11 protein-coding genes and 1 pseudogene are annotated in these 14710 nt (G+C 58.7%); 3 read left to right on the top strand and 9 right to left on the bottom strand.

Going from position 1 to position 14710, the window contains the following annotated elements; all coding sequences use genetic code 11:
* Positions 1–341: 341 nt before the first annotated feature.
* The 9 genes from ACAD63_RS16935 to ACAD63_RS16895 form a co-directional block, all read right to left on the bottom strand.
* A complete protein-coding gene (locus tag ACAD63_RS16935; RefSeq protein ID WP_434033010.1) occupies positions 342–2033 on the bottom strand; it encodes an ABC1 kinase family protein in 1692 nt (563 codons plus the stop codon).
* 81 nt (positions 2034–2114) lie between these two features.
* Positions 2115–3239 carry an ABC transporter permease gene (locus ACAD63_RS16930; protein ID WP_434033009.1) on the bottom strand — a complete coding sequence of 375 codons (1125 nt, stop codon included), beginning with the start codon at positions 3237–3239 and terminating at the stop codon, positions 2115–2117.
* Positions 3239–4357: an ABC transporter permease gene (locus tag ACAD63_RS16925; protein ID WP_434033008.1), complete on the bottom strand. Its 1119-nt coding sequence runs from the start codon at positions 4355–4357 to the stop codon at positions 3239–3241. Before ACAD63_RS16925 ends, ACAD63_RS16930 begins: the two co-directional genes overlap by 1 nt.
* A gap of 16 nt (positions 4358–4373) precedes the next feature.
* The gene (locus tag ACAD63_RS16920) at positions 4374–5840 is read right to left on the bottom strand and encodes an ATP-binding cassette domain-containing protein (protein ID WP_434033007.1); all 1467 of its coding nucleotides are present in this window, start codon (positions 5838–5840) and stop codon (positions 4374–4376) included.
* Positions 5841–5886: 46 nt separating this feature from the next.
* On the bottom strand, positions 5887–7056 hold the full coding sequence (locus tag ACAD63_RS16915) for an HlyD family secretion protein (protein ID WP_434033006.1): 1170 nt from the start codon (positions 7054–7056) through the stop codon (positions 5887–5889).
* A 26-nt stretch (positions 7057–7082) separates the two neighbouring features.
* Entirely contained in the window at positions 7083–7538 is a 456-nt protein-coding gene (locus tag ACAD63_RS16910; RefSeq protein WP_434033005.1) for a hypothetical protein, read from the bottom strand.
* Positions 7539–8372: 834 nt separating this feature from the next.
* The gene (locus ACAD63_RS16905; protein WP_434033004.1) at positions 8373–8873 is read right to left on the bottom strand and encodes a TPM domain-containing protein; all 501 of its coding nucleotides are present in this window, start codon (positions 8871–8873) and stop codon (positions 8373–8375) included.
* The gene (locus tag ACAD63_RS16900) at positions 8873–9724 is read right to left on the bottom strand and encodes a TPM domain-containing protein (RefSeq protein WP_434033003.1); all 852 of its coding nucleotides are present in this window, start codon (positions 9722–9724) and stop codon (positions 8873–8875) included. The genes ACAD63_RS16905 and ACAD63_RS16900 overlap by 1 nt, the downstream gene beginning before the upstream one ends.
* On the bottom strand, positions 9721–10338 hold the full coding sequence (locus ACAD63_RS16895; protein ID WP_434033002.1) for a LemA family protein: 618 nt from the start codon (positions 10336–10338) through the stop codon (positions 9721–9723). Before ACAD63_RS16895 ends, ACAD63_RS16900 begins: the two co-directional genes overlap by 4 nt.
* Before the next feature lie 206 nt (positions 10339–10544).
* Here ACAD63_RS16895 and ACAD63_RS16890 point away from each other — a divergent pair.
* The 3 genes and pseudogenes from ACAD63_RS16890 (at position 10545) to ACAD63_RS16880 (ending at position 14583) form a co-directional block, all read left to right on the top strand.
* Positions 10545–11717, top strand: a pseudogene (locus ACAD63_RS16890) (methionine adenosyltransferase).
* 191 nt (positions 11718–11908) lie between these two features.
* Positions 11909–14365: a heavy metal translocating P-type ATPase gene (locus ACAD63_RS16885; RefSeq protein WP_434033001.1), complete on the top strand. Its 2457-nt coding sequence runs from the start codon at positions 11909–11911 to the stop codon at positions 14363–14365.
* Positions 14362–14583, top strand: a complete 222-nt coding sequence (locus ACAD63_RS16880) for a hypothetical protein (RefSeq protein WP_434033000.1) — start codon at positions 14362–14364, stop codon at positions 14581–14583. The genes ACAD63_RS16885 and ACAD63_RS16880 overlap by 4 nt, the downstream gene beginning before the upstream one ends.
* Positions 14584–14710 lie beyond the last annotated feature (127 nt).

The following is a 14710-nucleotide window of genomic DNA, read 5'->3' as shown; positions in this document are numbered from 1 at the left end:
GCCGTCTTTGTTTCATTTGCAGCACTCCTCAGGCTCACAAAGCCTTTAGTGTGTTGCATCGACCGGTGGAATCTGCAACCCGTTACCGTCATTCCGGTCACTGGGCCGGCAACGACCGCTTTCGAAGTTAAAGGGACATCCGGCTACGGTCGCCCCTCCCGAACGAGCCGGCACCATGGTCCGTTAGGTCTGATCTTTGACAGTACTGGTTCCGGAAGGCGGCGTAGGCCGGCACACGAGCAATCCGCTACCCTGCTTGGCAACGGCATCATCCGACTTGCGGGGTTAGAAAGCTGTAAGCTCATAGGGGAGAGAGACCCCGGAACTAGGTCTGCACGCTGTTAAAATCGGCCAGAGCGCAAAATGGCAATTGCCCACGCAAGTCCCATCACCGTCGCAACGACAAAGCCCACGAGCCCTAGCAGCGGAACCCCCAAATAGTGGGGGCCACTATGAAACGCCATGACTATCGAGGAGCCGATGACAACGCTCGCGATAATTAGGCTTAGACTCATCCGGTTGCTGGCACGGTCGATGTGCCCCTCCAGTCCGGTCAACTGATCGTGTTCGATATGCAGGGTCGCCTTACCGCTGCTCAGCACATCCACTGCGCGATTCAGCATATCGGGAAGACTTGTTGCCGCGTGATGTAGCGAACGCAGGGTGCGAAAGCTTCGGCCGAACTCAACAAAGGGACGATTGAAGCCTTGCTGGATTCGGCGTGCGAGCAAGTGCGGAGCGTAGTCGTTGAGGGATGTCAGGACGTTGAAGTCTGGATCCAGCGAAAGCGCCTGGGACTCGACCGCCATGAATGCCTTTGCCACTAAAAGGAATTGCCGCGGTAAGCGAATTTGATGACGCTGGCTGAGTTGTGTGAACTGGCGCACGATCTCACTAAACGAATACCCTTTGCCGGCTGCCTCATAATATTTCTTGAGTGCCTTCGCGACGTCGTTGGTAAAGGCTTGGCGGTCAATCTCCTCGGCGGCCACGCCCATCTCGAAATAGGCATCCACCATCCATGAGACCTCCTCCGAGCTAACTGCCAGAATAAGCTGGGCAAGCGCTTCCTGGTCGTGAACCGATAGCTCGCCCATGATTCCAAAGTCGTGGAGGCAGAGCCGTCTGTCGGGGAGTATAAACACATTGCCAGGGTGTGGATCTCCATGGAAAAACCCATGCTCAAAAATCTGCTTCAAGTAGCAACGCATCAGCTTTTCTGCAATACGTCGCCGATCTGACAGATCCGTTGGCATCTGCTGAGCAATCTTGTGTCCTGGGCTTCGCTCCATCGTCAGCACACGCTGACTCGTCAGCTCCCAGTAGATGCGTGGCACAAAGACATCCGCATCATCCGCGAAGCTCTCACGCAAGCGATCACCACTACGCGCCTCGACGTGGTAGTCCAGTTCGTCGGTAATGCAGCGTGCGAACTCTTCGACCAGATCGGACGGTCCGAACCTGCGGCTTTCTGGCACATGCAGTTCCAGCCGCCGGGCGAGAAAGCGCATGATGCTGATATCGGTGTGAATGATGGGTGCGATACCAGGGCGCTGCACCTTGACTACGACGCTGGTCCCGTCCTTGAGACGCGCCGTATGAACCTGGCCGATCGAAGCCGCGGCAAGCGGCGCTTCATCGAATTCAGCGAACAGTTCGTCTACAGGTTTGGCGAGTTCCCGTTCGATGATGGCGCGGGCTTGAGTCCCGGGAAATACGGCGACGTTATCCTGGAGATATTGCAATTCATCGAGATAACTCTCCGGCAACAGGTCGCGCCGCAAGCTGAGGAGCTGACCAAACTTGATAAATGCCGGTCCGAGGTTTTCCAGCATGGCACGAAGCCGTTTCGCATCACTAAAATCGGCTTTCGACGCTTCATCGGCCTTGTCGAACACAGCCCGTCCGACCTGCAACCGTTCCACGTAATGCGCCCAGCCCGTCGACGCTAGTTCGCTCAGGATTTGCAAGAGCCGCGGCAACTCGCTGGAAGCCGGTCTGCCAACCGCTACGTCACCTTGTTTTGATTGCATGGCGGAATTCTCTGATGAGGCAAATTGGTAACATTCAGCGCGCGCCCCTTGTCACGAAGGTCCGGTGCCGAACTTCGGCGGCTATGTATACATCTGCCTTCGCAATCGCAGTACGCACCATGTGCCAAGAACAAGCCCAGTGCCGGAGAGAGCAGCGAGCTGAGGCCAGAGAACTTCAAGCCCAACGCCCTTCAACAGGATCCCCAGTGCAATCTCCATGTAATATCTCACCGGACTCAATAACGAGAGCGATTGGATAAAGATCGGTGAACTCTCGATCGGCGAGATCGTGCCGGACAGAAAGAGTAGAGGGAAGAGAACAAAAAAGGCTAACAGGAGCGCCTGTTGAAGGTTGTCGGCCAGGGTACCGATGAAGAATCCAATGGACAGAAAGGCCACCAGCGCGATGGCGGAGGCCGCGACAAATAATGCCAGATTGCCCGCCAGCGGGACGCCGAACGCTCGGGCAATCCAAAGACTCGGCGCAAGGGCTAGCATGCCGATGACGAACGGCGGTGCTGCTTTCGCAAGGATGACTTCGTGGCTGCGAAGCGGCGTCACTACAAGCTGTTCGATGGTCCCGGACTCTTTCTCTCGAACCAATCCGGCCGCTGCAGTAATCACGCCGACCATTAATGCTGCGGAGACGATCATCGAAACAGCCATAAAATGGGCGAACTCGAGTTGCGGGTTGTACCAGATTCTCACCTCAGCACGCACGGACGGTAAATCCACCATGAGGCCATGCCGCTCCGCGTGCTGTACTAGTACGTCGCGCGCAAAACTGCCAACGATGGTCGTGGCATAGCCACGCGCGGCATTAGCCGTATTGGAATTGGTTCCGCCAAGTATAATTTGCACTTCTGTCGCGCGCCCGGCATCGGCGTCCAGGGAAAAGCCCGGTGGAATGATCAGGGCGAGATCTGCCTGGTTTGCCGCGAGCAGATGATCTATCTCCGCCAGGCGGGGGACTCGAATAAGTTTAGTGAAGTAATCGCTTGCGACGAACCGTTCAATCAGTCTCGTGCTCAGTTGGCTGCGGTCGCCATCGTAAAGAGCGAGTTTCAGGTTGCGTACGTCGAAGGAGAGCGCACTGGTGCATATCACCAGATCCGCAGTGTAGGTGAAGACAACTAGCACAACGAGAAGCCAGTCGCGCAAGAATTGTCGGAACTCTTTGCGAATGGCGGCGAACATGCGACGCATTACGCCACCTTCTTTCGCAGCGTCAGGCTGGCTGCGATGACAAGCAGGGCCGCGTAGAGTGCGAGTAACGCAACGTTTCCCCACAGATACTCGATGCCGACTCCCTTCAAGAAGAGATCGCGACTGATATCGTTGAAATAGCGGGCAGGAAATACATACGTATAGATCTGGAGGACATACGGCATAGTGGCGATTGGGAATAGGAACCCCGAGAACAGGAACGATGGCATCAAGGTGCCAACGGCGGAAAGAAGTACTGCAGCAACCTGAGTCTTGGCCACTGCAGAGATCGCAACGCCAAGTCCAACGGTCACGAATACGTAGAGCATCGAGGCGCCAAGGAGCAAGCCAAGGCTGCCGCGCATGGGGATCTCAAACCAGGCTGTGCCGACTACCAAGATCAGCAACATCTCACAGAACGCAATGACGGCGTAGGGAATGATCTTGCCAACGATAAACATTGCCGGACTAACCGGCGAGACATAGATTTGCTCAATCGTGCCACGCTCGCGTTCGCGGACCACTGCGAGAGCGGTCAGCATCGGTGGAAACGCCATCAGCAGGACGGCAAATAACCCCGGGACAATGTAGTTCACTGTCTTCATCGGTGCGTTGTACCAAACACGCGACTCAAGCCGAATGAGTGGGGGGGCGTTCAGTCCGAACCGATCGAGGCGCTCCTGCGCCAGTCGCGTTGAGAAGCGGTTGACAATCGCGGTAGCGTAATTGGAGACGATGAGTGCGGTGGGCGAAAAGGACCCGTCAATCAGAATTTGCACCGGCGCAGACACACCGGCGGCAAGCCGACGCGCAAAATCCGGTGGGATGACAATGACTATGGTCGCGTCGCCCTTGTCGAGAGCGGCACCGGCCTCGCGCAGCGACCAGACGTTGCCGCGGCGCTCGAAATAGGGACCTTGTGTGAAGGCTTCAACAAACCGTGCACTTTCCTGCGAGCGATCCTGATCGTAGACAACGGTTCGTACGTGCTCCACGTCCATCGACAGGCCGTAGCCGAAAAGAAGCAGCATGATGAGGGGCAATATCAGGGCCACCGCAAGCGTGATCGGATCGCGGACAATCTCGAGGGTTTCCTTTCTCAGAAGGGCCGCCAGCATGTTGTCCCCCTTTGTTCTAACTAATTTCGCTCATCAACGCGATGAAAACATCCTCAAGTTCCACACCGTCGTAGCGCTTGCGCAGCGCCGCGGGAGCGTCCGTTGCCAAGAGGCGTCCGCGGTGGATGAAGGCGACACGATCACAGTGCTCGGCCTCCCGAATGTAGTGCGTGGTCACCAGCACCGCGGTGCCGACGCGCGCGATGTCCGCAATCAGCCGCCAGAATGCATCCCGGGAGACGGGGTCGACTCCTGATGTGGGTTCGTCCAGGAATAGCACATCTGGCCGGTGAAGTACTGCGCAACCGAGTGCCAGCCGCTGCTTAATCGCACCAGAAAGCGTCTTGACAAGCTTTCGCTCATGCCCAGCCAGTCCGGCGAGTTCCAAAACCCAACTCCGCCGCTCGGCGAGAACGGGTGGACCCAGGCCATAGACGGTGCCAAAGAATTCGATGTTCTCGTCCACCGTCAGGTCGGTATAGAGCGAGAAGCGCTGCGACATATATCCAACCCGGCCCTTGACCGCGCCCGGTCGTGTGGCCACATCCATCCCGGCTACCTCGATGCTTCCCGTTGAAGCTGGCAAGATCCCGGTGAGCATCTTGATTGTCGTGCTCTTTCCTGAGCCATTGGGGCCAAGCAAGCCAAAGACCTCGCCCCGAGCAACGGTGAAGCTGATTTGGTCGACCGCTGTAAAGGCTCCGAATTGACGCGTCAACTCCGTGACGCGGATGGCCTCACCAACGACCTCGTGCGTCGAGAAGTCGGGTGAACGCGGTACCGAGACGCTTGGCGAGAGCAGGTGCTTTACGCTCTCTTCAAAGTCCATTCCGAAGTGCTTGGGTGCCTGACAGGCGAGAAGCCGGCCGCCAGACAGTACCGCAACGCGATTGCAGCGCGCAGCCTCGTCCATATATGAAGTTGCGCAGATAATGGTCTTTCCCTTGGTGTGGGCGTCGAAAAGCATCGTCCATAGATCTCGCCGAGAGATCGGATCGACGCCGAGTGTGGGTTCGTCTAGTACGAGAATATGTGGCTCGTGTACAAGGGCACAGCAGACAGCAAGCTTTTTCTGCATACCTCCGGAGAGCGATTTGGTCCGGCGGTCCAGAAACTGAGCAAGGCCTGAGAAGTGAAGTAAGCGCTCGCGCCGTTGCGCAAATTCCAGACGTGGAACACCACGTATCTCGGCAAAGAAGGCCAAATTTTCGGCAACGGTTAGTTCTCCATATAGGGAGTAGGACTGTGGGACGTAGCCCAGCAGCGCGTGGATGTTCGCTGCATGGCGCACACTGTCGAATCCGGCCACCGAGATGCGGCCCTCGCTTGGGTCCAGAATCGCGCAGATCATTTGCAGCAGCGTAGTCTTGCCGGCGCCATCAGCGCCGACAATGCCCAAGAGTTCCCCTTTAGGGATTTCGAGCGTCAGATCGTCGATGGCTGCCCGCTGTCCAAACCGCCGGTACACGGACTGAATCGTCACAGCCGGTAGCACTGGTGTCGAACCTATTCTCAATTCGGAATTGGTCTCACCACGCTGCATTCTGATCTACCTTGATCTTGACGTCCGCGAACATGCCTGGTTTGAGCAGCCCATCTGGATTCTCGATCGCGATCTTCACGCCGAAGACGAGTTTCTCTCGCTCATCCTTCATATGTACGTCCTTCGGGGTGAACTCGGCCTGCTGTGCGACCTCAATGACTTTGCCGGGGAACGCCCGGTCCCGAAACGCATCGACAAAGATGCGTGCTGGGTTTCCAAGTCGGATCCTTCCCACGTCGCGCTCTGGAACGTAAACCCGCACATACAGATCGGAGAGATTGACGAGCGTGGCGAGCGGGCGGCCCGCGGCAACCAGTTCCCCAGGTTCGACAAGCTTGGCCATGACAGTGGCATCCACTGGCGCCAGTATTCGTGTATCGGCCAGTAGGGCCTCCAACTCGGCGACACGCGCCCGTGCCGCTTCGACCTGAAGCGACGCTGTCAAACGTGCTGCGCTAACGCGGTCTCGCTCGGCCGCAATGCGCCGCACGTCCAATTGCTTAATTGCCACTTCTCCGGAAATGGCACGTCCTTGCTCAAGCGCTGCTTGTGCTTCGTCACGGGCTTGCCGCGCAGCGCTCAGTTTGGCTTCCGAGGCGCGATAGCGAGTCCCCAACTCGTCGAAGTAATTTTTGCTGATGAACCCCTGCGCTAGGAGTTTCTCAAAACGCTCGTAGGCCTTGCGATCCTGATTGAGCTGCACTTCGGCCGCGACGACTTCCGCTTTGGCCCGGGAAAGTGCCTCTGATCGCCGATGGATCTCATGTGCGGTGGCACCTGCGGTGACAGTCGCACTGGCCTTTGCTTGTTCCGACATGACATCGAATGTCTTGATCTGCGCGTCGAGTTCCGCAACTAGGGCTTGGGCGCCCGCTGCTTGTGCCCGCGCTTGATCCAGGCGCGCCTCGAAATCGCGTGCCGCAATGGAGATAACAAGCTCACCGGTCTTTAAGATCTGGCCCTCTCGAATGGCAACGACGTCAGCGACCCCTGCGATCTTCGCGCTAACTGTTACCTCCGTGCCGCGGACCTGGCCATTTCCGTCTAGCAGACCCTCTGCTTGTTTGGTGCGCTGCCCAAGGTATAGTGCGACCGCTATCGCCAGCGCCACCACCGCTGTCACGGCAATGCCATATCGCAAAGTCTTTTGCTTCACTGGGGACGCTCCGGTCTAGACTCGGTTTATTGCGGCGGCGAGGCCGATATCAAGAATTGAATGTCAGGCTCGCGGCCCGGAAGCTTCACGAAAATGCGAAATTGGGCCTTGCGACTAAGGAGCGTCGAAAAGATCTGTCCATAGGACGCTTCTCCATTAATGACCATCGGCGTCAGATACTTCGGCGCAGAGTCAATAATGCCTGTTTCACTGAGTTGTGCACGCACGATTGCGTCGTCAATGCGAGTTCCATCGGCGCGAAATAGGGCCACGACCAGATGCTGAAGTCGCCCCCCCGATGGTACGGTTCCGTGCATCTCTTCAAGCGCATGCCTCTGCGCGACAATGGCTGCGGGCACGAGGCCCCAGTAAAGCACCACGCCATCCTGCTCGAGGCGCGATTGCGCTAGCAGACGCGATGGCATCACAAGAAGTCCCGCGACAATAAGGCATCCAAAATATCTCCAGTTGGACGATCGCATGACAGTGCTTCTCCTGCTTCAGGACAGATGTGCTGCATGAGGCATGTCTCCGGTCCCGTGGCGGAGGTATGCCTCTGCCTGAACGAAGCGCAGCGCTAACCCATGCAGGAGCGGCAATACAGGCGAGTCACTAGCGACTCACCCTGGTAGGTCCGTGTACCCACCGAAAACTCCCCAACCGACGAGTAGCGAGCCGTCCCTGGCGTGTTGCGCATGTCTTCTTCCGCGACCTCAGTGCCCATTAGAGTTCCGGTATCGTTTGCCTTCCTGAAAGAAGTTTAGAAATAGCTTCTTTTCCCAGATTGACTTGCGTCAATCATCACGGATCGCTGGCATCAGCTTCTCTGGCAAATACCCACTCCAGTGCCCCCGTGTATATCGCACGAGACACATGGCCCTCCCTCTGCGGAAATCGACTGGGACCACGATGGCGGCGGCAAGCGCTATGTAACGTAATGGCTGATCCTACGGCTAAGGCACCCAAAGCCAGCGTCGCCACCTCATTTGTTGCACGGAGATGCCGAACGAGTTGCTGCCAGAGGACACAACACCGCAAGGAGGAGCACCAGGTCCAACCTCCGAACAGTGGACAGCTCCATCTGGCAGGAGTCCCCAAAGATCGCCCAAACGGTCGCCCAAGAGACCGGTCAGGGAAACGTACGCAAACCAGCGAAGTGTCCGCCCATGGACCATCTCCGCTAGTGCGAGCCACGTTCGAGGCCAATCAGGAGGCCAACGGTCAGCGCACCAACCAGGCCGCTCGCTTCGTGGGGTATGGCAGGCGTGCTCAAGTTCGCTGCTTTGCGCCTGGAGGCAGCTATCAGCCTCGCGCCGTTAAAGGACCACCGGCTTATTACTCAGCTCATTCTTGCCATTACCCGGTGCCGGGAAGTGTTGCCGCAGATGTCTGCTAATGGCCTCTACGCCAGCAATGACGCCGTGTTGATATTGGCCTTGCTGCAATGATGCTTCCATCTCTCTGCAGACCGTCTCCCACTCTTGGGAGCCAACCCTCACATGAATGCCACGGTCTGCCACGATTTCCACGTCGCGGTCCGCCAGCAGCAGGTATATCAGCACGCCATTGTTGTGCTCGGTATCCCAAACACGTTGTTGAGAAAAGACCTCAATGGCGCGGTCACGCGCAGAGAGCCCCTTGCGCAGGCCCGCCCAACTCAGAGCCCCCTCGACGACAAAGCAGAGCTGCCCGATATGGCTGGCCTCGCTTGTTGAAATGGCTTGCTCGATGGCATGCAGTGCTGCTTGTGGAAATGTTCGCCGAAGTCGCCATTGGGTCATCAGCAGGTGTCGGGCAATGCGCTGGATGTTCGCCATCACCATTTCCCCGAGGCGCCACCGCCACCAAAGCCACCACCTCCGCCACTGAATCCGCCGCGTCCGGACCCGCCACTGCGTCCTCCACGGCCGCCGATACTCCTCAAGCCCATGTGGGAACCGCCAAACATCGTAAAGAAGAGCGCGATAGCACCAGCCATTATGCCGACCGCAATCGTGCCAGATAGTATCCAGCCGATAATGCCGACAACGCCTCCGGTGGCAACAGCTCCGGGACCTCTGCCGAGGAAGGAACGCAGCACTCCCCCCAAAATGAGCGTAAGCACCAGGATGACAGGCAGGTATTGCTGCACCAAGTCCTCTCCACGCTCCCCCCTTGTTCGCCTCTGTGGTGGTAACGGCTCGTCATTGATGACGTTGATGATGCGTCCGACACCCGCCGTTACGCCGCCATAGAAGTCGCCCTGCTTGAAGCGGGGAACGATGTCGCCGTTGATGATGCGATTGCTCACGGCGTCGGTGAGAACGCCCTCCAAGCCGTAACCGACCTCGATGCGGACGCGGCGGTCATCCTTGGCGATGATGAGCAAGGCGCCGTCATCCGTTCCCTTGCGTCCAAGCTTCCATTTTTCGACTACACGAATGGAGTACTGTGCAATGTCCTCCGGTTGCGTGGTGGGGACCAACAGAACCCCTATCTGACTTCCTTTCTCGGTCTCGAAGGCTTGCAGTTGCTGCTCCAGGATCGCCCGTTGTTCGCTTGTCAGCGTACCGGTCAGGTCGGTCACCCGTGCCGTCAGCGGGGGAACGGGGATGTCAGCCGCCGCCCCCAGGGAAGCAAAAGTGAGAAAGAGAAGGAACAAGCCTTTGGTGGCCGAAAGCCATTTCACTTGGCACCCCCGGCACTTGCAGGAGCCGAGCCGAACTCAACCTGCGGGGGCTTGGCTATTGCCGCTTCGCTTGCAACCGTGAAGTTTGGCTTTTCCTTGTAACCAAAGGCCATTGCTGTCAGGTTGGAGGGCAGCGAGCGCACGGTCACGTTGTAGGCCTGCACGGATTGGATATACCGGTTGCGCGCGACGGCTATCCGATTCTCGGTCCCCTCGAGTTGGGACTGCAAATCCCTGAAGCCCGCGTCGGCTTTCAATTGCGGATAGTTTTCGGAAACGGCCAGGAGCCTCGACAGGGTCCCGGACAACTGTTGCTGGGCGGCCTGGAATTGGGCGAATGTCTTCGGGTCGTTCAACGTTTCAGGAGTAACCTGGATGGCCCCGACACGCGCGCGCGCCTCTGTGACTGCTGTCAGAACCTCACGCTCATGGCTGGCGTAGCCCTTTACGGTGTTCACCAGGTTGGGCACCAGGTCGGCGCGGCGCTGGTATTGGTTTACCACCTCCGACCAACTCGCCTTGACCTGTTCATCCTGCTGCTGGATGGTGTTGTAACCGCAGCCGGCGAGGCTGACCGCGAGCACGGATAAGAAAAGAGACCAGACCCTGCGCATTAGATATTTCCTCCGGCGGTGTGGTAGACCGAATAGCGGGAAGTGCGGCATCTATCACTAGCGATGCGGCCTTCCGGCACGGCGGCAATTTGGCGGGCAGACCCTTTGGTCTCATCCTAGATTACAAAAGCAACAACTCTCTTGACTTGCCTCAGCCCGGATGGCCTCAAGTGGTTTGCTGCTGTGGGCATTCGCGCCAGGCAACCATGGGCTGCGGCCTAGAATTTACTGGAGTGTCAAGTCAGGAGGGCTTGGCGATGTCGACTGAGGGAAGTATCGTTCTGTCCGTCAGACACGGGCCGTCCTGCTGGACAGAGCCGACTGAGATGTGCGAACACAAGGGCGTCGGACACCCTGACAGCCTGTGTGATGGCGCCGTCGAGGCTGCGGCCCAGGCTCTTTGTCGTGCCTACCTGGAAGCCTATGGCGCAGTCCAGCACTTCAACCTCGACAAGGCCCTGCTCGTGGGCGGCATCAGCGCTCCACGGTTCGGCGGCGGCAAGGTCCACCGACCCATTCGACTCATCGTCTCTGGCCCGGTCACCGAACTACTCTCCACCAAGGCCGAGGAAATTGTCAGCGAGGCGATTCGCCAGTACCTGAGTACATGCCTCGGCGCGAACGGTGGAGTCATCTAGGTGGAGTCCATACTCCGACCATCAGCCCCGACGCTCCGCCGCGTTATCAGTACGTCGAGCATCCCGCTGTCCAACGACACCTCCTTTGGTGTCGGTTATGCGCCACTTTCAAGCCTTGAGTCGGCCGTTGTCTCCGCGTCTCAATTGTTACGGGAAAGTGCCTTTCACGCACTATTTACATCAGCCGGACTCGATTTCAAAGTCATGGGTAGCAGAGTTGGGGAGCACCACCGCCTGACCATCGCGCTGGCATTTGTTGACCGCTATGTGCATGGCGTTGATGATTATTTCTCGCTGAAGAACCAGGTCGCGGCCTACCTCGCCGAGCATATCGAGCCGGAATGCGAAATTGTCATCAATATCCTAGACGCCCCAGATGCCAGGGATGAGAGCGGAATTCATCTGACCGTGACAGGCCTGAGCGCGGAACATGGCGACGACGGTGAGGTTGGGCGTGGAAACCGCGTCAATGGCTTGATAACGCCATATCGACCCATGTCGTTGGAAGCCGCTGCGGGGAAGAATCCGGTGGCGCATGTCGGCAAAGTCTATAACGTGCTCGCGCACCACCTGGCTGGTCTTGTCGTGACAAAAGTGGCCGGGGTGGATGAGGCCGTTGTACGCCTGCTTTTGGGGATTGGACAGCCAATTGACCAGCCCCAGCTAGTGGCCGTCAGTGTGGTCGCAAAGGCCGAACTTTCTCGGAGCCAAGAGCGCGAGATACAGGAACTCGTCGGTTAACAATTGGCCGACCTTCCCAATCTGGTGAAGGAACTGGCCATCGGTCACTTGAGCATCTTTTGAACCTTTGTGCGACGAATTCGGTAACGCTGGCTTATTGATTCAGATCAACTCGTCAATACGTCGCCGCGCCAATACTGAAAGACAAATCATCCCTTGTAGCCAGTTGGGCTACATGACGGAGAATATCCATGTCAGACAGGTCGGCAACGGCGATGGGGCATGAGCATGCTTGTGCTGGAGGGCATGCAGCTACGGTGCCGTTCCCAAGCGAGACTGAACCATCACAGCGGGTGCGGGACCCAGTCTGTGGCATGGAGGTGACACCGAGCGACGCCCCCCTCAATGCGGAGGTCGACCACCGGCGCTATTGGTTCTGCTCCGAGCACTGCAAGGATACCTTCCTCGGCAATCCAGCCGTCTACCTTCCCCGGCCATCCGGCGAGCAGTCGCCAGCGGGTACTCCCGTTCATGCCCACGACACAGACGCTTCCGCGCCCGGCGCCAGTGGCGCCAAACAGTTCGCCAAGGACCCCATCTGCGGCATGATGGTCGACAAGGCTACGGCCCTGTCGACAGAGCGCGGCAACCGCAAGTACTACTTCTGCAGCGAGAGCTGCCTGCGGACCTTCGAGTCGCCGGAGAGCGAGTTGAAGGCCATGAAGACGCGCGTGACGATTGCGCTCACCGGCGTCCTCGCGCTGGCAGTGCTGCGGGCGGGCGCCTTCCTGGCGCTGGCAGCCGGTGCGACGCTGCTGACGTGGGCACCGATTCCGGCGCTGCCATGGTTCACGTGGGGGATCTGGCTGTTCTTGCTGGTGACGCCGGTGCAGTTCGTTGGCGGCTGGAGCTTCTACAAGGGCGCGTGGAACGCCATCCGGACGCGCAATATCAACATGGACTTCCTCATCGCCCTGGGGACATCCGTGGCGTATTTCTACAGCGTGGTGGTCCTGTTCTTTCCGTCGTGGCTACCCGTCAAGGTGGAAGAGCGGGACGTCTACTTCGAGGTATCCGCGGTGATTATCGCCTTCGTGTTGCTGGGCAAGTACATGGAGGAAATCATCAAGAAGAAGTCCTCTGCGGCCGTTCGCCGACTGCTTGACCTGCGCCCCGCGGTAGCCCACGTCATCCGCGACGGGAAGGAAACCGAGATTCCGGCGGAAAGCATCATGGTCGGCGAGGCGGTTGTAGTGCGCCCGGGTGAGAAGATTCCCACGGATGGCAAGGTCATCGAGGGGGAGACCAGTGTCGACGAGTCGATGCTGACTGGCGAGTCGATGCCCGTCGAGAAGAAGCCTGGTACCGCCGTCATTGGCGGGACCCTGAACCGCAGCGGCGCTTTCACCTTCCAGGCGACCAAGATCGGCGCCGACACCGCGCTTGCCCAAATCATCAGGATGGTCGAGGATGCCCAGGCCAGCACCGCGCAGATTCAGCGCCTCGCCGATCAGGTCACTGGCTACTTTGTGCCGGCGGTTGTCTCGGTTGCCATGTTGGCCCTGGTTGGGTGGAGCGTGGCGGGGCACTTTCCCCATGGGCTGCTCGCGTTTGTCGCGGTTCTGATTATCTCTTGTCCATGTGCCCTGGGTGTCGCGACACCTGCGGCACTGATGGTTGGCGTCGGCAAGGGGGCAGACAATGGCATCCTGATACGCGGTGGCGAAGTGCTGGAGCGCGCCGAGAAACTGACGGCGGTTGTCTTTGACAAGACGGGCACGATTACGCGCGGAGAGCCCACTGTCACCGATGTCATCTCAATTTCGAATCATGAGGAATCCACCCTCTTGACCCTTGCGGCCGCCGTCGAAAGCGGGTCTGAGCACCCTCTGGGCGAAGCCATCGTGCGTGCCGCCCAGCATCGCGGCGTAGCCATTCCCAAGGCAACCGGCATTACCGCGCTGTCTGGCATGGGCATTCACGGCCAGGTTGAAGGCCAGCAGGTGTGGCTGGGCAACCGGCGTCTGTTTGCACGCCAGGGGATTCCGATTGGTGATGTCGAATCTGTTCTCCGCAGGCTCGAGGCGGACGGGAAGACGGCGATGCTGGTTGGCGCCGCCACCAGCCTGCTTGGCGTGGTGGCCGTCGCGGACACGGTCAAGCCGGAGGCGGCTGAGGCTGTGGCCGCCTTGAAGTCGCGCCACATCAAGGTGGTTCTGCTGAGCGGTGACAACCGCCGCACGGCCGAAGCCATCGGCCGGCAGGTTGGCATCGACCGCGTGATCGCCGAGGTCATGCCGGACGACAAGGTCCAGACCATCCACGACCTCCAGAAGCAGGGCGAGGTGGTGGCGATGGTCGGCGATGGCGTGAACGACGCACCAGCACTTGCGGCGGCCGACATCGGTATCGCCATCGGCTCTGGCTCAGACGTTGCCAAGGAGACGGGCAGCATCATCCTCATCCGCGATGATGTCCGTGACGTAGTGGCGTCTATCCAGCTCTCGCGCGCCACGATGCGCAAGATCAAGCAGAACCTCTTCTGGGCGTTCATTTACAACACCATCGGCATCCCAGTTGCGGCGCTCGGGTTGATGAACCCCATCCTCGCAGCAGCGGCCATGGCGCTGTCCTCATTGAGCGTCGTGGCCAACTCCGCGTTGCTTAAGCGTGTGCGGCTGGTCCAGGAACGTACGGAGGCAACATGAGGCACACTGTCGCATGGATCTGCGCGGCACTGGCGACGCTGCTAGCCGTCGCCGTCGTGTACTGGTTTGGCATTTCACTACTCACGATACTGCTCGCTGTCCTTCTGCTTTCCTGCCCAATCGTCGTCATGTGGGTGAGCTGGCGGCTTTCGCGTCAGTGCGAACGTGACATTCAACAGGCCGTGGACCGTGAGCGCAAGGCCCGCGGCAATCCTTGAAGAGGAGGACCTCCACATGACCTGGCTCTCGCAGAATCTGGCATGGCTTTTTCTTGGGATGGGTGTCGCAGCCCTGATAGCGTGGCGACGATTCATGAGCCACAGAACAAATCAAGACGGTGGGCAG

Origin of the sequence: Cupriavidus sp. a3 (assembly GCF_051015765.1) — a bacterium.
Taxonomy (GTDB): domain Bacteria; phylum Pseudomonadota; class Gammaproteobacteria; order Burkholderiales; family Burkholderiaceae; genus Cupriavidus; species Cupriavidus oxalaticus_A.
Note: the sequence above shows the minus strand (reverse complement) of the source record. Positions and strands in the feature narration are given on the sequence as shown.